25 protein-coding genes and 2 pseudogenes are annotated in these 23314 nt (G+C 66.8%); 14 read left to right on the top strand and 13 right to left on the bottom strand.

Going from position 1 to position 23314, the window contains the following annotated elements; genetic code table 11:
• Positions 1-36: 36 nt before the first annotated feature.
• Both N0A20_RS08530 and N0A20_RS08525 read right to left on the bottom strand, forming a co-directional pair.
• Positions 37-726: a glutathione S-transferase N-terminal domain-containing protein gene (locus N0A20_RS08530; protein WP_260583468.1), complete on the bottom strand. Its 690-nt coding sequence runs from the start codon at positions 724-726 to the stop codon at positions 37-39.
• The gene (locus tag N0A20_RS08525) at positions 723-1010 is read right to left on the bottom strand and encodes a chorismate mutase (protein WP_409574752.1); all 288 of its coding nucleotides are present in this window, start codon (positions 1008-1010) and stop codon (positions 723-725) included. The genes N0A20_RS08530 and N0A20_RS08525 overlap by 4 nt, the downstream gene beginning before the upstream one ends.
• Positions 1011-1114: 104 nt before the next feature.
• Here N0A20_RS08525 and N0A20_RS08520 point away from each other — a divergent pair, with 104 nt between their 5' ends.
• From N0A20_RS08520 to N0A20_RS08505, 4 genes and pseudogenes are all read left to right on the top strand, one after another.
• On the top strand, positions 1115-2128 hold the full coding sequence (locus tag N0A20_RS08520; protein WP_260583465.1) for a polyprenyl synthetase family protein: 1014 nt from the start codon (positions 1115-1117) through the stop codon (positions 2126-2128).
• Positions 2129-2266: 138 nt separating this feature from the next.
• The gene (locus N0A20_RS08515; RefSeq protein ID WP_260583463.1) at positions 2267-2653 is read left to right on the top strand and encodes a DUF1801 domain-containing protein; all 387 of its coding nucleotides are present in this window, start codon (positions 2267-2269) and stop codon (positions 2651-2653) included.
• Positions 2650-5117 (top strand): annotated as a pseudogene (gene hrpB, locus N0A20_RS08510) (ATP-dependent helicase HrpB). Before N0A20_RS08515 ends, hrpB begins: the two are co-directional and overlap by 4 nt.
• A 262-nt stretch (positions 5118-5379) precedes the next feature.
• The gene (locus tag N0A20_RS08505) at positions 5380-5658 is read left to right on the top strand and encodes an ETC complex I subunit (protein WP_260583461.1); all 279 of its coding nucleotides are present in this window, start codon (positions 5380-5382) and stop codon (positions 5656-5658) included.
• 142 nt (positions 5659-5800) lie between these two features.
• Here the strand turns inward: N0A20_RS08505 and N0A20_RS08500 are convergent, their stop codons facing one another.
• From N0A20_RS08500 to N0A20_RS08480, 5 genes are all read right to left on the bottom strand, one after another.
• Positions 5801-6016 carry a DUF4170 domain-containing protein gene (locus N0A20_RS08500; protein ID WP_260583460.1) on the bottom strand — a complete coding sequence of 72 codons (216 nt, stop codon included), beginning with the start codon at positions 6014-6016 and terminating at the stop codon, positions 5801-5803.
• Positions 6017-6098: 82 nt separating this feature from the next.
• Positions 6099-6347 carry a hypothetical protein gene (locus N0A20_RS08495; RefSeq protein ID WP_260583459.1) on the bottom strand — a complete coding sequence of 83 codons (249 nt, stop codon included), beginning with the start codon at positions 6345-6347 and terminating at the stop codon, positions 6099-6101.
• Between the two features lie 104 nt (positions 6348-6451).
• Positions 6452-6859 carry a hypothetical protein gene (locus N0A20_RS08490; protein ID WP_260583457.1) on the bottom strand — a complete coding sequence of 136 codons (408 nt, stop codon included), beginning with the start codon at positions 6857-6859 and terminating at the stop codon, positions 6452-6454.
• On the bottom strand, positions 6859-7254 hold the full coding sequence (locus N0A20_RS08485) for a phage holin family protein (RefSeq protein ID WP_260583455.1): 396 nt from the start codon (positions 7252-7254) through the stop codon (positions 6859-6861). The genes N0A20_RS08490 and N0A20_RS08485 overlap by 1 nt, the downstream gene beginning before the upstream one ends.
• Positions 7255-7326: 72 nt before the next feature.
• Positions 7327-7860 (bottom strand): hypothetical protein, encoded by a 534-nt coding sequence (locus N0A20_RS08480; protein ID WP_260583453.1) that lies wholly within the window; start codon positions 7858-7860, stop codon positions 7327-7329.
• Between the two features lie 192 nt (positions 7861-8052).
• Here N0A20_RS08480 and eno point away from each other — a divergent pair, with 192 nt between their 5' ends.
• Positions 8053-9327: a phosphopyruvate hydratase gene (gene eno / locus N0A20_RS08475; protein WP_260583451.1), complete on the top strand. Its 1275-nt coding sequence runs from the start codon at positions 8053-8055 to the stop codon at positions 9325-9327.
• Positions 9328-9736: 409 nt separating this feature from the next.
• Here eno and N0A20_RS08470 read toward each other — a convergent pair whose 3' ends face one another.
• Positions 9737-11668, bottom strand: a complete 1932-nt coding sequence (locus N0A20_RS08470; RefSeq protein WP_260583449.1) for an alpha/beta hydrolase family protein — start codon at positions 11666-11668, stop codon at positions 9737-9739.
• 128 nt (positions 11669-11796) lie between these two features.
• Between N0A20_RS08470 and N0A20_RS08465 the strand changes: the two genes are divergently transcribed.
• From N0A20_RS08465 to N0A20_RS08430, 8 genes and pseudogenes are all read left to right on the top strand, one after another.
• Positions 11797-12093: an FtsB family cell division protein gene (locus N0A20_RS08465; protein ID WP_260583447.1), complete on the top strand. Its 297-nt coding sequence runs from the start codon at positions 11797-11799 to the stop codon at positions 12091-12093.
• A gap of 253 nt (positions 12094-12346) precedes the next feature.
• Positions 12347-13417 carry a pyruvate dehydrogenase (acetyl-transferring) E1 component subunit alpha gene (gene pdhA / locus N0A20_RS08460; RefSeq protein ID WP_260583445.1) on the top strand — a complete coding sequence of 357 codons (1071 nt, stop codon included), beginning with the start codon at positions 12347-12349 and terminating at the stop codon, positions 13415-13417.
• A 114-nt stretch (positions 13418-13531) separates the two neighbouring features.
• Complete coding sequence (locus tag N0A20_RS08455; RefSeq protein WP_260583443.1) at positions 13532-14026, top strand: hypothetical protein; 495 nt, start codon at positions 13532-13534, stop codon at positions 14024-14026.
• Positions 14016-15431: a pyruvate dehydrogenase complex E1 component subunit beta gene (locus N0A20_RS08450; protein WP_260583441.1), complete on the top strand. Its 1416-nt coding sequence runs from the start codon at positions 14016-14018 to the stop codon at positions 15429-15431. The genes N0A20_RS08455 and N0A20_RS08450 overlap by 11 nt, the downstream gene beginning before the upstream one ends.
• Positions 15432-15577: 146 nt before the next feature.
• Positions 15578-15739 (top strand): hypothetical protein, encoded by a 162-nt coding sequence (locus N0A20_RS08445; protein ID WP_260583440.1) that lies wholly within the window; start codon positions 15578-15580, stop codon positions 15737-15739.
• Complete coding sequence (locus N0A20_RS08440; protein WP_260583438.1) at positions 15682-16215, top strand: hypothetical protein; 534 nt, start codon at positions 15682-15684, stop codon at positions 16213-16215. The genes N0A20_RS08445 and N0A20_RS08440 overlap by 58 nt, the downstream gene beginning before the upstream one ends.
• Before the next feature lie 83 nt (positions 16216-16298).
• Positions 16299-17003: a serine O-acetyltransferase gene (cysE, locus tag N0A20_RS08435; protein WP_260583435.1), complete on the top strand. Its 705-nt coding sequence runs from the start codon at positions 16299-16301 to the stop codon at positions 17001-17003.
• A pseudogene (locus N0A20_RS08430) lies at positions 17003-17348 on the top strand (DUF2794 domain-containing protein). The gene cysE and the pseudogene N0A20_RS08430 overlap by 1 nt, the downstream one beginning before the upstream one ends.
• Here N0A20_RS08430 and N0A20_RS08425 read toward each other — a convergent pair.
• The 3 genes from N0A20_RS08425 to N0A20_RS08415 all read right to left on the bottom strand — a co-directional run bounded on the left by N0A20_RS08425 (position 17326) and on the right by N0A20_RS08415 (position 20093).
• Entirely contained in the window at positions 17326-18402 is a 1077-nt protein-coding gene (locus tag N0A20_RS08425; RefSeq protein ID WP_260583434.1) for a hypothetical protein, read from the bottom strand. The pseudogene N0A20_RS08430 and the gene N0A20_RS08425 overlap by 23 nt on opposite strands.
• Before the next feature lie 77 nt (positions 18403-18479).
• Positions 18480-19133: a DUF4328 domain-containing protein gene (locus N0A20_RS08420; RefSeq protein ID WP_260583433.1), complete on the bottom strand. Its 654-nt coding sequence runs from the start codon at positions 19131-19133 to the stop codon at positions 18480-18482.
• Positions 19134-19190: 57 nt separating this feature from the next.
• Positions 19191-20093, bottom strand: a complete 903-nt coding sequence (locus tag N0A20_RS08415) for an SDR family oxidoreductase (protein WP_260583432.1) — start codon at positions 20091-20093, stop codon at positions 19191-19193.
• A gap of 175 nt (positions 20094-20268) precedes the next feature.
• On the opposite strand from N0A20_RS08415, the gene N0A20_RS08410 reads away from it, so the two are divergent.
• Positions 20269-21630 carry an OprO/OprP family phosphate-selective porin gene (locus N0A20_RS08410; RefSeq protein ID WP_260583430.1) on the top strand — a complete coding sequence of 454 codons (1362 nt, stop codon included), beginning with the start codon at positions 20269-20271 and terminating at the stop codon, positions 21628-21630.
• A gap of 221 nt (positions 21631-21851) precedes the next feature.
• On the opposite strand, the gene phoB is transcribed toward N0A20_RS08410, so the two are convergent.
• Together phoB and phoU are read right to left on the bottom strand one after the other, a co-directional pair.
• Entirely contained in the window at positions 21852-22547 is a 696-nt protein-coding gene (gene phoB / locus N0A20_RS08405; RefSeq protein ID WP_058809318.1) for a phosphate regulon transcriptional regulator PhoB, read from the bottom strand.
• Entirely contained in the window at positions 22547-23257 is a 711-nt protein-coding gene (gene phoU, locus N0A20_RS08400; protein ID WP_260583871.1) for a phosphate signaling complex protein PhoU, read from the bottom strand. Before phoU ends, phoB begins: the two co-directional genes overlap by 1 nt.
• Positions 23258-23314: the final 57 nt, after the last annotated feature.

Here is a 23314-nt window from a genome sequence, read left to right as displayed (position 1 = left end):
GGCAATCGGCAACCGCGCCGGGCGGGCAGCGATTCGTCAAGCCGCCGTCACCACGAGCCCGCGCTGCACGCCGGGCCGCGCCAGCCCCGCGTCGAGCCAGCGCTGCACATGGCCGAACCGCTCGAACCCGACGATCTCCGCCGCGTCGTAGAAACCGATCAGGTTGCGCACCCAGCCGAGCAGCGAAATGTCGGCGATGCTGTACCCCTCGTCGATGATCCATTCGCGCGCCGCCAGCCGGTCGTTCAGCACGCCGAGCAGCCGCGCCGATTCCGCCGCGTAGCGGTCGCGCGGGCGCTTGTCCTCATAATCCTTTCCTGCGAATTTGTGGAAGAAGCCGAGCTGGCCGAAGATCGGTCCGGCGCCGCCCATCTGCCACATCAGCCACTGGATCGTCTCGTAGCGCGTCGCGGCATCGGCGGAGAGGAACTGCCCCGTCTTGTCGGCCAGATAGATCAGGATCGCGCCCGATTCGAACAGCGCGAGCGGCTTGCCGCCCGGCCCGTCGGGGTCGTAGATCGCGGGAATCTTGCCATTGGGGTTGAGCGCCAGAAACGCCGGATCGTGGCTTTCGTTCGCCATGATGTCGACGCGATGCGGCTCATAGGGCAGGCCGGTTTCCTCGAGCATGATGCCGATCTTCACCCCGTTGGGCGTCGGTGCCGAAAAAAGCTGGAGCCGGTCGGGGTGCTGCGCGGGCCATTTGGCGAAAATCGGGTGCGTCATGCCCCTTGCTCCTGCTTGGCCTTCTGGTGGTGACGGATCACTTCGTCGATGATGAAGCGCAGGAATTTCTCGGTGAAATCGGGGTCGAGGTCGGCGTCGCGCGCCAGTTCGCGCAGGCGCCCGATCTGGCGCTCCTCGCGGCCCGGATCGGCGGGGGGCAGGCCCTCGCGCGCCTTCAGTTCGCCGACCGCCTTGGTCACCTTGAACCGTTCGGCGAGCATATAGACGAGGGCCGCGTCGATATTGTCGATGCTCTGGCGGTAACGGCTCAGCTGGTCGTCCATGCGCGGCTCCTCTTGTGCCCGGCACGCTTGGCACCGCGCAGGGGCGCAAGGCAAGCCGAAAGTCGTTGCAAAATTGTGGACCTCCGGCCAATGCGGCGCTTGTCATGAGTGCCGAAATCCACCGCCTCCACGGCGACAAGCCGCCTTCGCTCGACCCGATGATGGCGCTCGTCGCCGCCGACATGAACGAGGTCAACGCGGTCATCCTCGACCGGATGCAGTCCGAAGTGCCGCTGATCCCCGAACTCGCCGGCCACCTGATCGCGGGCGGCGGCAAGCGGATGCGGCCGATGCTGACGCTCGCCTGCGGCCGGCTGCTCGACTATCCGGGCCATCGCCACTGCAAGCTCGCCGCGGCGGTCGAATTCATCCACACCGCGACGCTGCTGCACGACGACGTCGTCGACAAATCGGACCTCCGCCGCGGCCGCAAGACCGCCAACACCATCTGGGGCAATAGCGCGTCGGTGCTGGTCGGCGACTTCCTGTTCAGCCGCGCCTTCGAGGTGATGGTCGAGGACGGGTCGCTCAAGGTGCTCAAGATCCTGAGCCGCGCTTCGGCGGTGATCGCCGAGGGCGAGGTCAACCAGCTCTCGGCGCAGCGCCGCATCGAGACGAGCGAGGACCAGTATCTCGCGATCATCAACGCCAAGACCGCCGAACTGTTCGCCGCCGCGTGCCGGATCGCGGCGGTGGTCGCCGAACGCGACGATGCGACCGAGGCGGCGCTCGACAGCTATGGCCGCAACCTCGGCGTCGCCTTCCAGCTGGTCGACGACGCCATCGACTATGTCTCCGATGCCGAGACGATGGGAAAGGGCGTCGGCGACGACTTCCGCGACGGCAAGGTCACGCTGCCGGTCATCCTCGCCTATGCGCGCGGCAATGCCGAGGAGCGCGAGTTCTGGAAACAGGCGATCGTCGGACACCGCACGTCGGACGACGATCTCGCCCATGCGACCTCGCTGCTTCACAAGCACGACACGATCGCCGACACGCTGGCGCGTGCGCGCCACTATGGCCAGCGCGCGGTCGATGCGATCGGCGGCTTTCGCGCCAGCCAGGCCAAGGCGGCGCTCACGGAGGCCGTCGCCTTCGCGGTCGCCCGCGCTTATTAGGTCAATCTCGAAAAATTATATATTCTCGTGCCCCTGCGAAGGCAGGGGCCCATCACCGGCCGGTTATATTTTTGGCCGTTGGGAGATGGGTCCCAGCCTTCGGAGGGACACGGAATTTAAACGGTCGGGGAATGACAAATGGCTATGATGGGTCCGAAGGCCGACAGCCCCGACGCCTATATCGCCGCGCTGTCGGGTTGGCAGCTCGAGCGTTGCACGATGCTCCGCGCCGCCGTGTTGCGCGCGGGCGCGTTCGACGAGACGATCAAATGGACCAACCTCGTCTTCATGGCGAACGGCCCATGCATCCTGATCCGCGCCGAGGAGCATCGCGTGCTGCTCGGCTTCTGGCGCGGCAAAAGGCTGCGCGACATCGAACCGCGCATCAAGGCCAGCGGCAAATATGAGCTTGGCAATCTCATCATGACCGAGGCGAAGGCGGTCGATCCCGCGATCGTCGAACGGCTGGCGGCCGAGGCGTACCGGCTCAATTTCGAACTCGGCAATCCGTCGGCACGAACATGAGCCTGCGCCTGCCGATCGACGCGGTGCTGCCCGACATCATGGCCGCGCTGACGCTGAAGCCCAATGTCGTGGTGGTCGCGCCGCCCGGCGCGGGCAAGACGACGCGTGTCGCGCCCGAAATCCTGAAACAGCCCTGGTGCAAGGGCGCGGTGTGGCTGCTGTCGCCCCGCCGCCTCGCCGCGCGCGCCGCCGCCGAACGCATCGCCGAGGAAACGGGGACCAAGGTCGGCGGCCTCGTCGGCTATGCGACCCGCCTCGACAGCAAGCAGTCGAAGGATACGCGGCTGCTGGTGATGACGCCGGGGCTGTTCCGCAACCGCATCCTCGACGATCCCGAGCTGTCGGGCGTCACCGCGGTGCTGTTCGACGAGGTCCACGAACGCAGCCTCGACGGCGACTTCGCGCTGGCGCTGGCGATCGACGCGCAACAGGGGCTGCGCGACGACCTGCGCCTCGTCGCCATGTCGGCGACGCTCGACGGCGCGCGCTTCGGGGCGCTGCTGGGCGATGCGCCGGTGGTGAAGAGCGAGGGCAAGAGCTGGCCGCTGGAACTGCGCCATATCGGCCGCCGCGCCGAGGAGCGGCTGGAGGCGAGTGTGCTCGCGGCGGTGCGGCGGGCGCTGGCCGACGAGGGGGAAGGCGACATGCTCGCCTTCCTGCCGGGCGCGGGCGATATCGAGCGTGCGGCGACGGCGGTCGAGGAAGCGCGGCTGCCGCTCGTCGTCCACCGGCTGCACGGCCAGATCGACCCGGCGCTGCAGCGCGCGGCGCTGGTCCGCGATCCCGAGGGCAGGCGCAAGCTGATCCTTGCGACGAGCATCGCCGAGACCAGCCTGACCATCGACGGCGTGCGCATCGTGATCGACGCCGGCCTGTCGCGGCGCCCGCGCTTCGACAAGGCGGCGGGCATCGCGCGGCTCGTCACCGAACGCGCGAGCCAGGCCTCGGCGACGCAGCGGGCGGGGCGCGCGGCGAGGCAAGGGCCGGGGGTCGCCTATCGCCTGTGGGAAGCCGCGGCGACGGCGGGCATGCCGCCGTTCGACCCGCCCGAGATTCATGAGAATGATCTGATGCCGGTGGTGCTCGACTGCGCGAGCTGGGGCATCGTCGATCCGCGCCAGCTGGGCTGGCTCGACCCGCCGTCGCCCGCCGCGATTGCGGAGGCCAAGGCGCGCTTGCAGGCGATCGGCGCGCTTGCCGCCGACGGGCGGATCACCCCGCACGGCCAGGCGCTCGCCGCGATCCCGCTGCCGGTGCCGCTGGCGCATATGCTCCTCGACGCGGCGGGGGCGGGCGAGGCCGAACTCGCCGCGCGGCTTGCGGTGCTGCTCACCGAACCGGGGCTTGGCGGACGCGGGGTCGACGTCGAGGCGCGGCTGCAACGCTGGCAAGGGACGCGCAATGAGCGCGCGGAGGGCGCATGGCGCCTCGCGCGGCGGCTCGCGGCACTCGCCGAAAGGCAGGTCGAGGATGGCGCGCCTTTGACCTCGCGCTCGGTCGGCGGCTGGATCGCGACCGCCTGGCCCGACCGCGTCGCGCGGCAGCGCGCCGGACAGCGCGGGGATTATCTCGGCGTCGGGGGACGGGCGTACAAGCTCGACCCGGTCGATCCGCTCGCGGGCAGCGAGTGGCTCGCCGTCGCCGATGCGCAGGGGCATGCCGCCGGCGTGCGCATACTTGCCGCCGCGCCGATCGCGCAGACCGAGGTGGAGGCGATTTTCTCCGACCGCATCGTCGTTCATTCGGGCAGCAGCTACGACGCCGCCAACGACCGCGTCGATCATCGCCGCGAACGGCGGCTCGGGGCGATCGCCTTGACCAGCGGCAAGGCGGGGCACGGCGAAAATGCCGAGGAGGACGCCGCGCTGCGCCTTGCCGCGGTGCGCGAAAAGGGGCTGGGGCTGATCGGCTGGGGGCCGATGTCGCAGGCGCTGCGGCTGCGCGCCTCCTTCGCCGGGATCGACGCGCTGTCGACCGCGGCGCTCGCGGACAGCATCGACATCTGGCTTGCGCCCTTGCTCGCCGGCTGCCGCGGGCTGCGCGATATCGGCGACCGCTGCGACTGACCGATGCGCTGACCGGCTTGCTCGACTGGCCCGCGCGGCAATTGCTCGAAAAGCGTGCGCCCGATGACTATGCGACGCCCGCCGGAAGCCATCACAGGATCGACTATGGCGCGGACGGAGGCCCGCAGGTGGCGGTGCGGGTGCAGGAGATGTTCGGACTGGCGCGCCATCCGACTGTCGGCGAGCCGCCGGTGCCGCTGGTGCTCGCCTTGACCTCGCCCGCGCACCGCCCGATCCAGACGACGCGCGACATCGCCAGTTTCTGGAGCGGGAGCTGGCACGAGGTGGCGCGCGAGATGCGCGGCCGCTATCCCAAGCACAGCTGGCCCGACGATCCGGCCAATGCCCGTCCGACGCTGCTGACAAAGGCGGCGCAGGCTCGGCGTGACGGGCAATAGCAATCGTCGCCCTGGACCCAGTCGGGGACTGACCTCTTCGGGCGAGTAGCAGTTCCCCGGCGAAAGCCGGGGTCCAGATAGGGAAGCGCGGCGCGTCATGGACCCCGGCTTTCGCCGGGGAACGGATCAGCCCTTGTCGCAAGCGGATATCCCCGGATCAGGTCCGGGGTGACGATGACGGAGCGGCGCGCATGAGAAGGCTTTTCGCCATCGCCTCGACCCGCTAAGGCGGCAGCATCGCCACCAGCGCAGGAACCATGAGATGAAGGCCCGCATTTTCCAGAAGCCCAAGAATGCCATGCAGTCGGGCCGCGCGGGAACGCAGCGCTGGATGCTCGAATTCGCGCCCGCCGAAGCACGCAAGGCCGATCCGCTGATGGGCTGGGCGGGCAGCGGCGACACGCAGCGCCAGTTGCGGTTGGGCTTCGCGAGCCGCGAAGAGGCGCTGGCCTATGCGGAAAAGAACGGGATCGACGCCGAGGTGATCGCGACGCCGGTACGGACGCTGAAGATTCAGGCCTACGCCGACAATTTTCGCTGAGGCGGGTCAATCAAGCCAAAGCCGTTTCCCCGAGCGAAGACGAGGGGCATTGCCGAGCGAAGTCGAGGCTAGACGAAGCGGCTTCTCGCTTCGCTCGAAGTCGCCCCTCGTCTTCGCTCGGGGAGTCGGTTTGTGGGACAGCCTATTCCGCGTCGGGCTGCAACAGCTTGTGCAGGTGGACGACGACATATTTCATTTCGGCATCGTCGACCGTGCGCTGGGCGGCGCCGCGCCACGCCTTTTCGGCGCTCTTGTAATCGGGAAACAGGCCGACGACGTCGAGATTGGCGAGGTCGACGAAATCGAGGCCCTGGGGGTCGCTGACGCGGCCGCCAAAGACCAGGTGCAATTTGCTCATCGGGGCGTTCCTTGCGGGCTGGCACTCGGGAGGGGAGAAGCCGCGCCCCCTATCAGTGCCGGGCCTTTCGGGCAAGGGCGGCTCACGCGTCGCCGTTGTCGTCCCTGCCGCCGCCCTTGGGCAGCAGCGCGCCGAGCAGCGCCCCGATGGCGACCGCTCCCGCGACGAGGGCGATCGGCTGTTTCTCGGCGACGTCCTTGAGCTTGGAGTTTGCGCGCTTCGCCTGCGCCTTGCCCTTGGCGAGCGCTTCGCCGCGCGGCGTCGCGGGCGACCGCGGCCTGCTCGGCCCCCTTGGCGGCGAGTTCGGTCGTCGCGGCGCGGGCGCGGCCATAGCCGTCCTGGATGCGCGCCTTCGCCGCCTCGGCGGTCGCCTTGGCATTTTCGGCGGTTTTCTGCGCAACTTCACTCACTTTCGCGGTGGTTTCGCGCGCGGTTTCACTGAGCGGCTTCATTCTGGTCCTCCACAACTTCGATGTCTTCGGGCTCGCCCGCGGGCGAGGCGTCTTGCGGCGCGTCGCCTGGGCGTATCTTTTCGAGCCCCGCCTCGGCAAGGTCGCGCAGTTTGCGGCCCACGCGTGGAGCATGCTCCTTGATCGGATCGCGCAGCAGCCATGCCAGTCCGGCGATCGCCGCAACCGCGATGGGCAGGCGATTGTCCTTGAACTGTTTCTGCACTGCCTGCGCCGTGTCGTCGACCTTGGCGCCAAGGCGGTATTTGCCGCGACGGTAAAGCGACTTCGGCTTGAGCGCCTCGCCGGCGATACCCAGCTTGCGCTGCAATTCGGCGCGCTGCAGCATCGAACGACGCGCCGCATTGATCAGGCGATTGCGCTTGCCGGGCATCAGTCGTCGATCCCTTCACCGGCCAGATCGCGGCGCAGCGCCGTCCGGATGTCGCCATAGCTGGAGCGCGCGCGCCACCCCGCAAAGGCGGCGATGAGCAGCAGGGTCGCGACGACGATCAGCGTCGCGAGCAGCGGCCCGACATGCGGCGCGAGCGCAAGGATCGCGCCGAAAGCGAGGGCCAGCATCGCGACGCCCAATGCACAGGCGGCGATCGTGCCCCATGCCGCCGTCCACGTCGCACCGTGCAGCGCGAGCTCGCCGCGCGCTTCGAGCAATGCCAGTTCGGCCTTTGCGGCCGCCGAGACATTGTCGACGACGTCGCCGACGATCTTCTCGAGCGGCACCGGCGGCGGCGTCACCGCGGGTCCGCCGGGCGCATAGCCGTGGCTCACGCGGTCGAGCGTGCCCGCATCGGACGGGGCGGGGGAGTCAGGCTTTACGGGCGGCATTGCGCTGGGTCGGGATCAGTCGCTGCTCGAACCCTTGAGCAGGCGGGCGAGGACGAAGCCGAGCACCGCCGCCGCACCGACCGACACCGCCGGGTTCTTCTTGACCAGATCCTTGGTCGCCGCGGCGAGTTCGTCGAGGTCCTTCTTGTCGAGCGTCGAGGCGAGGCCCGCGACGGTCGAGGCGGCCGAGCGGGCATAGTCGCCGTACTGCTTGCCGAACTTGCTGTCGACGGTGCCGGCACTGTCTTCCAGCATCCGCGCGAGGCTGCCGACGGCTTCGGCGGCCTTGTCCTTGCCCTTGGTCGCGGCTTCGCGCGCCTTGACCTTTGCCTCGCCGGCCAGGTTGCTGGCGTCGGCCTTCAGCGATGCGGCCTTCTTCGAGGCTTCCGACTTGATGGTGTCGCGCGTCGCGGCAAGCTGGTCGCGGATCGGATGCTCGGCAGTCTTGGCGGCGGCGGGCTTGCGCGCGGGCGCGGCCTTCGTCGCGGCGGGCTTGGCGGGCGCCTTGGGCGCGGCTTTCTTGGCGGCGGGAGTAGCGGCTTTGGCCATCGTTTCGTCCTCTTCTATGCGCCGCACGTCGTCCGGCGACGTCGCGGTGGTCCCTCGATGCCCTAAATATAGCAACAGGCGATGAATGGTTCCATAGCGCCGCAAAATTCCTATGCGATGGTTGCGCTAAGGGAGGGGCGCCGATAACAGGCGGGCGCCTTTCCACCTCAATGTTCAAGCAGGACGACATCCATGACCGCCATCATCGACATCCACGGCCGCGAAATCCTCGACAGCCGGGGCAATCCGACGGTGGAGGTCGATGTGCTGCTGGAGGATGGCAGCTTCGGCCGCGCCGCGGTGCCCTCGGGCGCCTCGACCGGCGCGCACGAAGCCGTCGAGCTGCGCGACGGCGACAAGGCGCGTTACCTCGGCAAGGGCGTGACGAAAGCCGTCGATGCCGTGAACGGCGAGATCGCCGATGCGCTGATCGGCCTCGATGCCGAGGACCAGCGCGAACTCGACATGGCGATGATCGACCTCGACGGCACGCCGAACAAGGGTCGCCTCGGCGCCAACGCGATCCTCGGCGTCAGCCTCGCTGCCGCGAAGGCCGCGGCCGACGCGCGCGGCCTGCCGCTCTACCGCTACGTCGGCGGCGTGTCGGCGCGCACTTTGCCGGTGCCGATGATGAACATCATCAACGGCGGCGAACATGCCGACAATCCGATCGACGTGCAGGAATTCATGATCATGCCCGTCGGCGCCGGCAGCATCGCCGAAGCGGTGCGCTGGGGCAGCGAGATTTTCCACACGCTGAAGAAGGGCCTGTCGGCGAAGGGTCTCGCCACCGCGGTCGGCGACGAGGGCGGCTTCGCCCCGAACCTCGCCTCGACGCGCGACGCGCTCGACTTCATCGCCGCGTCGATCGACCAGGCGGGCTTCAAGCTCGGCAGCGACGTCGTGCTCGCGCTCGACTGCGCCGCGACCGAGTTCTTCCGTGACGGCAAATATGAGATCAGTGGCGAGGGCCTGTCGCTCAGCCCCGAACAGATGGCGGACTATCTGGCGGCGCTCGTCACCGACTACCCGATTCTGTCGATCGAGGACGGGATGAGCGAGGACGACTTCACCGGCTGGAAGGCGCTGACCGATCTGATCGGCGACAAGTGCCAGCTCGTCGGCGACGACCTGTTCGTCACCAACCCCGCGCGGCTGGGGCAGGGGATCAAGGACGGCCTCGCCAACTCGCTGCTCGTCAAGGTCAACCAGATCGGCACTTTGTCGGAAACCCTCGACGCGGTCGATATGGCGCACCGCGCGCGCTATACCGCCGTCATGTCGCACCGCTCGGGCGAGACCGAGGATTCGACGATCGCCGACCTCGCGGTCGCGACCAACTGCGGCCAGATCAAGACCGGCAGCCTCGCGCGGTCGGACCGCCTCGCGAAATACAACCAGCTGATCCGTATCGAGGAAGAGCTGGGCGACATGGCGCGCTATCCGGGGGCTTCGATTTTCGGGTGAGCGCGTCCTAGCTGGTCATCGTCATCCCGGACTTGATGCGGGATGCTTTGCAGTACTCGACGGCGTGAACACCGGATCGAGTCGGCGATTATCCCATTCGTATCCGTAGGACGTCGGTTTCGGTCGTCATTGCGAGTGGAGCGAAGCAATCCAGAGCGGTGTACGCGACTCTGGATTGCTTCGCTCCGCTCGCAATGACAAGCTTACGGATGCCAGCGGCACAAGCCCCGATCGAGTTCGGGGTGACGACTTTTGGAATTGATGTGCTTTGGCGGCGACCCCTTTCGGCCGAGTAGCCGCTCCCCGGCGAAAGCCGGGGTCCACGCGGCGCTACGCTACGCCATCTGGACCCCGGCTTTCGCCGGGGAGCACCTTTCTTCCTGTCTCAGCAATATAAACACCGTGCGCCTCACTCTCCCTTCAAATATTTATCGAACCACCCGATCGTCCGGCGCAGCGAGTCGAGCTGGTTTTCGCGCTTCTGGAAGCCATGGCCTTCCTCGGGGTAGAAGATTGTCTCGACGATATTGCCCTTGGCTTTCAGGATGTCGTGGACTTCCTGCGCCTGGCCGCGCGGCACGCGGATGTCGTTTTCGCCCTGGATCGTCAACAGCGGCGCCTTGGCGGCCCGAATGTAAGTCAGCGGCGACGAGGCGTCGTAAACCGCGCTGTCCTTTTCGGGCGTGCCGAGCAGGCTGCGCTGATAGGCTTTCAGCAGTTCGTCCTGGTCTCGGTACATCGTCCGCCAGTTGATGATGCCGAACCATTGCACCGCCGCGGCGAATTCGTCGGGGGTGCGACCGATCGCCATCAGCGTCATGAACCCGCCATAGGAGCCGCCGAAGATGCCGACCTTCTTCGCATCGACATAGCCCGACCGGACGAGGAACTGCTTGGCCGCGACCGTATCCTTCAGGTCGCCGCCGCCGAGGTCCTGGAAATTCGCCTCCTGAAACGCCTTGCCATAGCCGGTCGAGCCGCGGAAATTGGGCTGGATCACGACATAGCCGCGCGTTGCAAAGGCGGTGGCATAGCGCGAGAAGCCGTCCTGCGCCTGACCGGTCGGGCCGCCGTGCGGCATCACGATCGCGGGATTGCTGCCGTCGCGTTTCAGGTTGAACGGCATGGTGACGATCGCGCTGACAAGGGTGCCGTCGAAACTCTTGTACGTCACGACCTGCGACTTGGGCAGCGCCGCCGGGGTCAGACTGGCCATCGCCATCGGGGCGGCCGGCGTCGCGCGGTTGGCGGCTAGGTCATAGGTGTAGAGCATCGTCGGCGAATCCGCGCCGCTGCGCGCGACGAACATCTTTGTCCCGTCGGGCGAGATGGCGGCAAGGCCGAGAATCGACGCGCGGCCGGGATCGAGCGCAAGGTCGGTCTTGGCCATGGTGGAAAGGTCGACGCGCGACAGCGTCGAGCGGCCGTCGTTATTCGTGCGCACGAACATCGCCTTGCCGTCGGGGGTGACGATGTCGCTCGTTTCCTCCCACGGGGTCCCCGGCAGCCACGCCCATTTCTTCGTCGCGACGGTGTAGGCGCCGGCGTGCGGCTGGCCGGTGCCCTCGTCGGTGGTCACCGCCAGCACCGCGCCGTCGGGGCTCGCGCCGCTTGCCGCATAGATGGTCTTCGCCTTGCCGAGCAGCATCGTCGCGGCGCCGCTTTGGGCATCGACGCGCCACACCTCGCTCGCCGAACTGTCGACGAGGCTGCGGTTGGCGAGGATCGCCTTGCCGCCGTCGATCCACGCGGCGGGCGACCAGCTGTATTGCGGGTCCTTTTCGGCGGTCAGGTTGCGGACCGTGCCGTCGGTATCCATCACCGCGAGGTTGCTCTGCCCCTCGCTCTTGAGCTTGGTCGACAGCGCGACGAACCCGCCGCTGGGGCCAGTGAGCAGGCCGCTCTCGCTGCGCTCGGGCGTGTTCGTCAGATTTTCGACCGCGCCGCCCGCGACGGGCACGCGGTAGATGTCATAATATTCGTTCCCGCCCGCATCCTGCGTGAAATAAAGCCATGCGCCATCGCGCGAGGTGGCGAGCCCCGATTGCGCGTCGTCGGACTGGGTCAGCTGGACCGGCCAGCTTCCGTCCGCGTCCATGCGCCAGATGTTGACGCGGCCGGTCAGGTCGGTGGCGATGAAGATCTGCTTGCCGTCGGCGCTCCACACCGCGTCGTAGAGCGCGCGGGTGACGCCGATATCGTCGAGTGGCACCGGGCGCGCATCGGGATTGGCGGGCGAGGCGATCGACTGCGGATCGGTGACCGCACGTTCGGGGGTCGGGACTTGCGCCGCGAGCGGCGAGGCGGTGGCGAGCAGCAGCACGGTGAGAATCGAGCGCATCGGTGAACTCCCTGTTCTTGATGAGGCGCAGACTATCGTGTGGACAAGTAAAGTATAGCCGCTTGACCCGGCGAATCACTTGTGATTCAAGCGGTCCGATGACGCAGCGCCACAAAGTACGGAAATCGGTGAACCGGGCCATCGGTCCCACCATCGCCGTCCTCGCGGTGCTGGCGATGATCGGCTACGCGATCTTCGGACCGACCGGCCTTTACGCCTGGGGCGAGTACGGCCAGTCGGTGGAAAAGCAGCGCGTCGTCCTCGCCGAACTCGCCAAGAAGCAGAATGAGCTGAAGAACCGGGTGAGCCTGCTCGACCGGCACCGCGTCGATCCCGACCTGGCCGAGGAATATGTCCGCGAGAAGCTGGGCGCCTATCACCCCGACGAGGTGATCATTCCGATGGACCCCGACGCGCAGCCCTGATCACATTTTAGACCCTCCCCTTCAGGGGAGGGCAGCGAGCCCCGGACTTGATCCGGGGCGCGGCGGGAGGGGCCGGAAGCCTTGCGCTACGCCGCAAAACCCCACCCCAACCCCCTCCCTGAAGGGGAGGGGCTTTCGCGTTTTGCTGCATACGTAACGCTCGACTTGCATCCCCAAGCGGGCGTTGCCAAGTGCGGCGCACGGGCCCTATAGGGAGGCCCTGCCGTAACGGCTAACCGCAAAGGAACCCGCCTTGGCCAAAGCACCCGCGCGCAAGACTGCTGCGCCGAAACAGCCCGCTTCGACGCCCGCGCCGACCGCGAACCGCGAAAAGCCGCGCGACCCCGCGCCTTATGATGCGACGCCCGAGGAGCTGGAAAAATTCTACCGCGAAATGCTGCTCATCCGGCGCTTCGAGGAAAAGGCGGGACAGCTTTACGGGCTCGGGCTGATCGGCGGTTTCTGTCACCTCTATATCGGCCAGGAAGCGGTCGCGGTGGGGCTGCAGTCGGCGCTCGACGGCGACAGGGACAGCGTCATCACCGGCTACCGCGACCACGGGCACATGCTCGCCTATGGCATCGACCCCAAGGTGATCATGGCCGAACTCACCGGCCGCGCCGCGGGCATCTCGCGCGGCAAGGGCGGCTCGATGCACATGTTCAGCGTCGAGCATAAATTCTACGGGGGACACGGCATCGTAGGGGCGCAGGTGTCGCTCGGCACGGGCCTCGCCTTCGCGCACAAATATCGCGGCGACGGCGGCGTCGCCATGGCCTATTTCGGCGACGGCGCGTCGAACCAGGGGCAGGTGTACGAAAGCTTCAACATGGCCGAGCTGTGGAAGCTGCCGATCATCTTCGTGATCGAGAACAATCAGTACGCCATGGGCACGTCGGTCAACCGCTCGTCGGCCGAGGATCAGCTCTATCGGCGCGGCGAAAGCTTCCGCATTCCCGGCATGCAGGTCGACGGAATGGACGTGCTCGCGGTGCGCGGCGCGGCCGAGGCGGCGCTCGAATGGGTGCGCGCGGGCAAGGGGCCGATCCTGCTCGAACTCAAGACCTATCGCTACCGCGGCCATTCGATGTCCGACCCCGCCAAATATCGCAGCCGCGACGAGGTGCAGGCGGTGCGCGACAAGAGCGATGCGATCGAGCACCTCAAGAAGCTGATGCTCGATGCCGGGGTGACCGAGGAAGCGATCAAGGCGATCGACAAGGAGATCAGGCAGGTGGTGAGCGACGCGGCCGATTATGCCGAAAGCGCGCCCGAACCCGAACTTCCCGAACTCTATACCGACGTGCTGGTGGAGCAATATTGATGCACCGTTTCGCCATGGCGGCGGCGGTTGGTCTGGTGGGTGCCGTTCCCGCCACGGCCGGGCTGCTGAGCGTCTTACGACCCGGAGAAGGTCGCCGCTTGCGCGCCCCAAACCGTGGACGAAGCCGTGGCATGCCTGAAATCCACACTGTCTCCGGCGGATTACAAGACGCTGGCTGAGCGAGAGGCGTCGCGGCGATTCCGCGGGCACCTCGATGAAATGCTGCGGGTGCAGTGGAAACTGCGCGATCCCGAAACGCCGCTCGTCCGGTACATGAACCGGCATGGCATTTACGGCTCGGCAGTCGGTGCCCCGGCGACGATCATTGCCGCCTTGCAGGCCGAAGCCAACGGCGCACGCCTCAATTATACCGCTGTGGCGGCCGCCATCCGCGCCGCGCCGGTTTCGCCCGACCCGGGCCCCCCGCCGCCTGGAACCTTTGATGGACCGGTCGGCTCTGAGACGCTGCCGATGTCCGAATGTAGCGAACTGAAATTGCCGCCGGGGGCGGTATTGTCGAAATGCCTCCGCTTGTCCGACGGGACTATGACGGCGCTGGTGGCGATGAAAGAAGATCAAGCGATGACCGAGGTTTCCGATGGCAATTGAATTGAAGATGCCGGCGCTGTCGCCGACGATGGAAGAGGGCACGCTCGCCAAGTGGCTCGTCAAGGAAGGCGACACCGTCAAATCGGGCGACATCCTCGCCGAGATCGAGACCGACAAGGCGACGATGGAATTCGAAGCCATTGATGAGGGCACGATCGGCCAGATCCTGGTCGCGGAGGGAACCGACAATGTGAAGGTCGGCACCGTGATCGCGACGATCGCGGGTGAGGGCGAGGAAGCGGCAGCGCCTGCCGCGGCGCCCGCGCCGGCTCCGGTCGAGGAAAAAGACGTCGCCCCCGCGAAGGCGGGGGCCGCTGGCAGTATCGCGCCCAACGCAACGGCCCCCGCCTTCGCGGGGGCGACGGAGAGGCCGTCGCCCGCCGAGCGCGCCTCCGATCCCGCAATCCCCGAAGGCACCGCGATGGTCAGGACCACCGTCCGCGAGGCGCTGCGCGACGCGATGGCCGAGGAAATGCGCAAGGACGACCGCATCTTCGTGATGGGCGAGGAAGTCGCCGAATATCAGGGCGCGTACAAGGTGACGCAGGGCCTGCTCGAAGAGTTCGGTCCCCAGCGCGTCGTCGATACCCCGATCACCGAATATGGCTTTGCCGGTCTCGGCACCGGCGCGGCGATGGGCGGGCTGAAACCGGTCATCGAGTTCATGACCTTCAACTTCGCGATGCAGGCGATCGACCACATCATCAACTCGGCGGCGAAGACCAACTATATGTCGGGCGGCCAGATGCGCTGCCCGATCGTGTTCCGCGGCCCCAATGGCGCCGCGAGCCGCGTCGCCGCGCAGCATAGCCAGAATTTCGCGCCCTGGTACGCCAGTGTTCCGGGCCTGATCGTGATCTCGCCCTATGACTCGGCCGATGCGAAGGGTTTGCTCAAGGCCGCGATCCGCAGCGAGGACCCGGTGGTCTTTCTGGAGAATGAGCTGCTCTATGGCCGCAGCTTCGACGTGCCCGAGGTCGAGGATTTCGTCCTGCCGATCGGCAAGGCGCGGATCATGCGCGAAGGGAGCGACGTCACCATCGTCAGCTACTCGATCGGCGTCGGTCTGGCGCTCGAAGCCGCCGACCAGCTCGCCGCCGAGGGCATCGAGGCCGAAGTGATCGACCTGCGCACGCTGCGCCCGCTCGATACCGCAACGGTGCTTGCCAGCCTGAAGAAGACCAACCGTCTGGTCGTCGTGGAGGAAGGCTGGCCGGTCTGTTCGATCGCCAGCGAACTCGCGATGGTTGCGATGGAGCAGGGCTTCGACGACTTGGACGCGCCGGTCCTGCGCGTGTGCAACGAGGATGTGCCGCTCCCCTATGCCGCCAATCTCGAAAAGCTCGCGCTGGTCGATACCCCGCGCGTCATTGCGGCGGTGAAGACGGTCTGCAATCGCGTCTGAAGCATTGCGTCACCTTTAATTCCGTTCGTGCTGAGCTTGTCGAAGCACCGTTCTTCTTTGACTTCGTTTGAAGAAAGAACGGCCCTTCGACAGGCTCAGGGCGAACGGTTTATATTTGTCACGGTCTCTTCTAACGCTGTCGGCGCATGACAGTTGAACCCAACCCTGACGAGCGACCCTACCCCGATATCCGCGATCCGCGCGTGATGGTCGCGGTGCCGCGCGAGCGGCGTGGGGCGATGGCGGCGCTGTGGGGGCTGGCCGAACGGCTGACCAGAGTGCTCATGCCGGCGCGCGCGAGCCGCTGATCGGCCAGATCAAGCTCGCCTGGTGGCGCGACATGATGGCGATGCTGGCGACGGACCCCGCCGCCCTACCGAAAGGCGAACCGCTGCTCGCTGAATTGCAGGCGTCGTGGGCCGGGCAGGGCGGTCTCGATGCGCTCGTCGACGCCGCCGAAGCAATGCTGCTCGCCGAGGATATGGCGATGCGGCAGGCGGCGGGAGCCGGTTTCGGCGAAGCGCTGTTCCGGCTGTCGGGCGGCGGCGGGGGCGTGCGCTGGGGTCTGCTCTGGGCGGCGGGCCAACAGGAGGGCGTGGGCGAGGCTCGCCAGCTATTCGCCGCCGCGCGTAACCAACCGGCGCCGCGGCGCGAAACCTTCCGGGGAAGCAAGGCCTTGCTCATGCTCGATCGCTGGGCCGCCGCGATCGTCGCGGCGGACGGCGAGCGGCGGTGGCGAAGCGAGGGATTGCTGTTGTTTCGCGTCGGGCTGATCGGCCGCTGACGAATAAATGCCGCCGGGGCTGGAAATGCCGCCGCCGAACATATATCTAGTGCGGTACAAAATAGGGTCGCAGGGGACGATTGATGTTCAACGGGCTGGTCGCCTATCTCGATTCGATCAAGGCGCGCGACCCCGCGCCGCGCTCGCGCTGGGAAATCCTGCTCTATCCGGGCCTGCTCGCCGTCGCCATGCATCGTGTCGCGCACTGGCTGTTCGAGGCCGACCTGTTTTTCCTCGCGCGCTTCGTCAATCATTTTGCACGCTTCCTGACCGCGATCGACATTCACCCCGGCGCGAAGATCGGGCGGCATCTGTTCATCGACCATGGCTTTGGCGTCGTGATCGGCGAGACCGCCGAGATCGGCGACAACGTCTCCATCTATCAGGGCGTGACGCTGGGCGGCACCGACCCCGCCAACGGCATCGGCGGCAAGCGCCACCCGACGCTGGCCGACGACGTGATCGTCGGTTCGGGGGCGCAGATCCTGGGCCCGGTCATGGTCAACGCGCGCGCCCGCATTGGCGCCAATGCGGTGGTCACCAAGGATGTGCCCGAAGGCGCGGTGATGGTCGGCATCCCGGCGCGCTCGACCTTGGTCGACGCCACCGAATATGCCCGCGAATTCGTTCCTTACGGGACGTGCCACGAAACCTTCGATCCGGCGACGCAAAAGGTCGAACTGCTCCAGTGCCAGCTCGAACAGCTTCAGAAACAGCTCGCCGCCGTGGTGGCCGAGCGTGACGCCGCCGCCGAACCGGCGCCGCGCAAGGGACGCAGCCACGCCTGATGGGGGTCGTCACCCCCTGGCCGTACAGCGGCGCCCAGCCTCGGCAGACGGCGTTCGACCGCCAGGAACTGACCCGCATCCTCGACCTTTACGGGCGCATGGTCGCGGCCGGCAAATGGCGCGACTATGCGATGGATTTCCAGCGCGACGTTGCGGTCTTCTCCGCCTTTCGCCGCGCCGCCGAGCGGCCCGAATATCGCATAGAGAAACGCCCCGCGCTCAGGAGCCAAGCAGGGCATGTGGGCCCTTGTCTCCGAAGCCGGGGCGGTCCTGAAACGCGGGGACGAACTCGCGAACGTGCTCGCCCCCGTCGAACGCAGGCTTATGAAGCTGGTATCGGACTGACGGGCTGAACCGTCGCGGGCAGCTGGTTCGCGAGGTTTGCGGGCAGGAAACCCACCACCACGCTCCGCGCATTCTGCCAGAAGGCCGAGAGCAGCAGCAGCGCCGAACCGATCACGAAGGCGGTCAGCGCGACATTGAGCTCGACCGCGCCGAAGGTGCGGAACAGCTCGGTCAGCGCGAACAGCACATAGGCGAGGGCGGAGACGAGCAGCGCGCGGCGGTCGATCGCCAGCGCGATCACCCCGAACACTATATAGACGCCGATCACCAGCACCGCCGCGGCGCTCGAAATATTGCCGCCGTCGGTGACGCCGAGCAGGTGGAAGATCGGATGCGCGATCATCGGCGCGGCGAGCAGGTGGAGCCAGAAGGCGACGTCGCTGCGGCGCGTCTGGCGCACCCGGTCGCTGCGGTCCCACCACATGGCGAGCGCGAAGACGCCGAGCCCCGCGACGAGCACCAGCGCCATCACCAAGGTCTGGCCGCCGTCGTGCGGCACGCCGGTGATCGACAGCACCAGCGCGACCGCGGTCGCGGCGAGCGCGGCGGTTCCGGCGGCGACGGTGATCGGCACCATGAAGCGGCGCCAGTGGAACCAGGTCGCGCCCGCGGTGATCAGCGCCATCGTGCCGATGATGACCGCGCCGACCGTCTCGTCGGGGCGGTTGCCGAAGATCGCCTCGCCATGTTCGACGAGGAAGCCGACCATCGAGGCGAACACCCCGCCGGCAAAGGCCATGACCAGCACGATGCTGGGCAGCGCCATGCGGCGTTTGCGGGTGAAATATTCGGCAAGGAACCAGGCCGACGCGGCGACGAACACGCCCGCGAGCGCGGTGTGGATCGACTGGCCGATCCACGCGACCGCGACGAGCAAAATCACCGCCGCGATGCTGACGAAGATGTCGTTGAAGCCGGTGATGAGGCGGAATGATTCCTCGTCCGCCCCGGGGGCGGAGCGGACCGACGCGATATGGGCACGGAAGGCCGCTGCGGCCTCCGGCGTCATGACCTTTGCGTCGACCGCGGCTTGCAGGTCGCTTTCGCTATACATTGGGGTCGTCCTTCTGTCCGATCCCCTTGCCCCGCAGCGCTTATGGCATAGCTGTGTTAGTGATGCAATACGATAAATCAGGCGAAGATGTTCGCCGCGGTCAGCCGCTCCTGTTGCGCCGCGGTGATGCGCGTGACCAGCTGCAACGCGGCGGGATAGAGCGCGACGCTGACCACCGATCCGACCATTCCGAACATCAGGCCGGTTTGCAGCTCCTCGATCGAGGTGGCGCCGAGCTGGAGCCGCGTCGCGATATTGTTGGCGATGTTCGAAATCAGCCAGGTCGCCCACCACACGGTGAGCAGCCCGTTGCCCTGGTCGAGTTCATTCCCCGTGCCGCCATGACTGGCGTTCCAGATCTGGCGCATCGCGGTGAAGGGTTTGACGAGGTTGGCGAAGGGAATGAAGTACCAGCCAACGGCCCATCCCGGCGTATAATCGAACCCCGCGACATCGGCGGCGGCGACATTGGCGGCGGCGCGATAGATCCACATCGCGAAAAGGACGATCGTCGCAATGGTGACGAGAATCATCATCAGCAGCGCGATGCTGTAAAGCCGGACCAGCGGCGATGGATCGGGATCGGCGAGGTCGATCGCCCCGCTATATTCGCCCATCTCGCCAAACAGTTGGGCGATCACGAGCGCCAGCCCGGCGACGAGCAGCGCTTTGACGATCCTCGCCCGCCGTTGCAGCAGGTCGATGCCGTCGGCCAGAGACATGTCAGCCATATATTCCCCCCATCTGGGGGCGCCGCCCCGGCGCCCCCGATGAAGGTCTTATCAGGCTCAGCCCAGTGCCTGCAACGCCTTCATCACCGCCATCGACTGCTCGCTGCCCGACTGGGGCACGGTTTCGCCGTTGCGGTCGATGATCTTGTCCCACGCGGCGGCGACGCCTTCGGGCGTGCGCTCGTCTTCGGGGAGAGCGATGCCGGGGGTCATGGTGACATAGGCGGCGTGGAAGGCGCCCGCGCCCGCGCCGACGATCATGTTGGTCGGCGCGTCCTCGCTCACCAGATAGAGCGCGGCGGGCACGACATTTTCGGGCGTGAACTTCTCGAACAGCTCGGCGGGGAAGATGTCCTCGGTCATGCGCGTGCCCGCGACCGGGGCGATCGTGTTGCAGCGGATGTTGTATTTCGCGCCCTCGAGGTGGAGCGTCTTGGTCAGCCCGGCGAGGCCCAGCTTCGCCGCGCCATAATTGGCCTGGCCGAAATTGCCGTAGAGGCCGGTCGACGAGGCGGTCATCAGGATGCGGCCATAGGCCTGCTCGCGCATCAGATCCCAGCACGCCTTGGTGACATTGGCGCTGCCGCTGACATGCACCTTCAGCACCAGGTCGAAATCGGCGGGCTCCATCTTGGCGAAGCTCTTGTCGCGCAGGATGCCGGCGTTGTTGATCAGGACGTGGACACCGCCCCATTCTTCCCTGGCCTTGGCGACCATTTCGACCATCTGTTCATATTCGGTGACGCTGCCGCCGTTCGACATGGCGGTGCCGCCGAACGCCTTGATTTCCTCGACCACCTGAAGCGCGGCGTCAGAATGGCCGGTGCCGTCGCGCGCGCCGCCCAGGTCGTTGACGACCACCTTGGCACCCCGGCGTGCCAGTTCCAGCGCATAGGCGCGGCCGAGCCCGCCGCCCGCACCGGTGACAATGGCAACACGTCCGTCAAATTTGATCGTCATGATGGTCTCCTGAGAAGATTTGGCCTCGTCCTTAGCCCGAGATTGCGGCGAGGCAAGCGGCGTCTGCGGCGGAAGCTATGCGGCAACATAAATGTCACGATTGAGTCTCGGAATTGTCATCAATGCGTCATAGCAGCGCGGCCAACCCGCCACCGCACCAGCCGGAGCCCTATCCATGCGTCCTACCTTGATTGCCGCCTTCCTCGCATCGTCGATGCTGGCGATGCCCGCCACGGCCCATGCCCAGGCGATGACGGCGGAGGAAGCGGCGGCGCTGCGCGCCGAGCTTGCCGCGCTCAAGGCGCAGGTGCAGACGCTGGAGGCGCGGCTCGACGCGGCCACCGCTCAGCCTAGCCCCGCCGCTACGCCGGCTCCCGCGCCGGGGACGCCGCCGGTGACCGCGAAGGCCGCGACCGAAATCGGCTGGAAGGGCGCGCCCGAGATCAGGACCGCCGACGGCTGGGCCTTCAAACCGCGCGGGCGGATTCAACTCGACGTCGCGGGGATCGACGCACCGGCCGGCGTACTTGCCAATCGCGGCGGCACGGCGACCGAGTTCCGGCGCGTCTATCTCGGCGTCGATGGCAAAATCCCCGGCGGCTTTTCCTATCGGGTCGAGGCCGACATCGCGAACAGCAGTGTCGAATTGGCCGACGTCTATTTCACTTACGGCCCCGGCCCCTTGTCGGTGACCGTGGGTCAGATCAAACCTTTCTGGGGTCTCGACGAGCTGACGAGCGATTTGTTCCTCAGTCACCTGGAGCGCACTGCCTTTGGCTCGGCCTTCGGTTTCGAGCGCCGCGTCGGCCTGTCGGCGCAATATAAGGGCAAACAGGTGCTGGTGCAGGGCGGGGTGTTCGGCGACAATGCCGCGGACCTCAATGACGGCAACCACGCGATCGGCTTCGACGGCCGCGCGGTGTTCATGCCCAAGTTCGGCGATGTGCAACTGCATCTTGGCGGTTCCATCCACCTGCGCGATCTCAACGATCCCGCCGGCACGGTGCGCTATCGTGCGCGGCCGTTCATCCATACGACCGACGTGCGCCTCGTCGACACCGACGAAATCGACGTCAGCGGCGAGCGCGGCCTGGGGCTGGAGGCGGCGGTGATCGCGGGGCCGTTCCATGCGGCGGGCGAAGGCTATTGGCAGACCGCGAAGCGCGAGGGCGCCGCCGATCCGACCTATTTCGGCGGCTATGCCGAGGTCGGCGTGGTCCTGACCAAGGGCGACAGGCGCGCCTACAAGGACAGCGCCTTCGATCGCCTGAAGCCATCGAACCCTGTCACCGAGGGTGGAATCGGCGCGATCGAGGTCAATGCGCGTTACGATCATCTCGACCTCAACGACGCCGGCCTGATCGGCGGGCGGCAAAAGGCCGGCCTGTTGTCGCTGGTATGGGTCCCGATCGAATATATCCGGCTGACCGCGAGCTACGGCCACCTGTGGATCGACGACGCGCGGATTGCGGCGGCGGGGGGCGACCGCGACTATTCGGCGGATACGTTCGGGCTGAGGACGCAGATCGACTTTTGACACGGAAGAAGCGGGGGCGGGGAGGGGACCGTCTTCCTTGTCCGTTCGTGTCGAGCGAATTCAGGACACCCGTCGGGAGCGCTCGCCTTCGGGGTATCCCGACTTCGCTCGGCGCCAGCGGGATCCATAAGGCGGCTTAACCGCAATTGCCCCGTTTCGGCCCTCCCGTTCCCCCGCTTTCGCCGGGGGAACGGCATATGCCGCCCGTAACCGGCCGCTCGCTACCCCTTGCCCGCATCGAGCGCATAACCCGCCGAACGCACCGTGCGGATGATGTCCGCGGTGCCGGGCAGGTTGATCGCCTTGCGCAGCCGCCGGATGTGGACGTCGACCGTGCGAAGTTCGATGTCGCTGTCCTGGCCCCACACGCTGTCGAGCAATTGCCCGCGCGAAAAGACGCGGCCCGGATGCTCCATGAAATGGCGCAGCAGGCGGAATTCGGTCGGACCCATGTTCACGATCTGCCCGCCGCGCACCACCTTGTGCGCGACCGAATCGAGCTCGATATCGGCATAGGCGAGCAGCTCGCCGGCAAGCGCGGGACGCAGGCGGCGCAGCACCGCCGAGACGCGCGCGACCAGCTCGCGCGGGCTGAACGGCTTGGTGACATAGTCGTCGGCGCCGGTTTCGAGGCCGCGGATACGGTCCTCTTCCTCGCCGCGCGCGGTGAGCATGATGATCGGGACGTTCGCCGACTTCGGGTTGCGGCGCAGGCGGCGGCAGACTTCGATGCCGGGCAGGCTTTCGATCATCCAGTCGAGCAGGACGATGTCGGGCACGCGCTCCTCGACAAGGACGAGCGCCTGCTCGCCGTCGGGGGTCTGGCGGACCGAAAAGCCTTCGCGTGCGAAATGCCAGACGATGAGTTCGGCGATCGCCTCGTCATCCTCGATCAGCAGCAGGTCGGGCTGCGGCATCAGCCTTGCTCCTGCTCCGCGGCGCCATCTTCGGGCCGATCGCCGCGCTCGCGTTCTTCCATCTGGCCGCCGGTCACGACATAATAGACCATCTCGGCGATATTGGTCGCATGGTCGCCCATGCGCTCGAGATTCTTGGCGACGAACAGCAGGTGCGCGCTTTCCGAAATATATTTCGGATTTTCCATCATGAAGGTCACGAGGGTGCGAAAGATGCTGTTGTAGAAATCGTCGACGGTCTTGTCGCGGACGGTCACCCGCACCGCGAGTTCGGCGTCGCGCGCCGCGAAGCTGTCGAGCGCGTCATGGACCAGCTCGGCGACGATCGACGACATCGACATCAGCAGCGGGATCGCCTCGATCGACCGCGTCTGGTCCATCAGCGCCACCCGCTTGGCGATGTTCTTGGCATAATCGCCGATGCGTTCGACGACCGACACGATCTTCAGCGCCGCGATCATCTCGCGCAGGTCGTCGGCCATCGGCGCGCGCAGCGCGATCGTCTGCACGGTCAGCTGCTCGACCTCGGTTTCGAGCGCGTCGATCTTCCGGTCGTCGCGCACGACCTGCGCCGCGAGGTCGAGGTCGCCCTTGTTGAGCGCGGTCATCGCCTGGAGCAGCGCCTGTTCGGCGCGGCCGCCCATTTCGCTGATCAGGCCGCGGAGGCGGTTCAGGTCCTCGTCGAAGGCCTTGACCGTATGATCGTTCACTACTGCCATCTGCTTCGTCCTTCAAAGTCCATCGCTATTCCGTTCGCGTCGAGCGTA

It is taken from the genome of Sphingopyxis sp. PET50 (assembly GCF_025244705.1).
Taxonomy (GTDB): domain Bacteria; phylum Pseudomonadota; class Alphaproteobacteria; order Sphingomonadales; family Sphingomonadaceae; genus Sphingopyxis.
The sequence above is the reverse complement of the archived record's forward strand: the minus strand, read 5'-3'. Positions and strand labels throughout refer to the sequence as shown.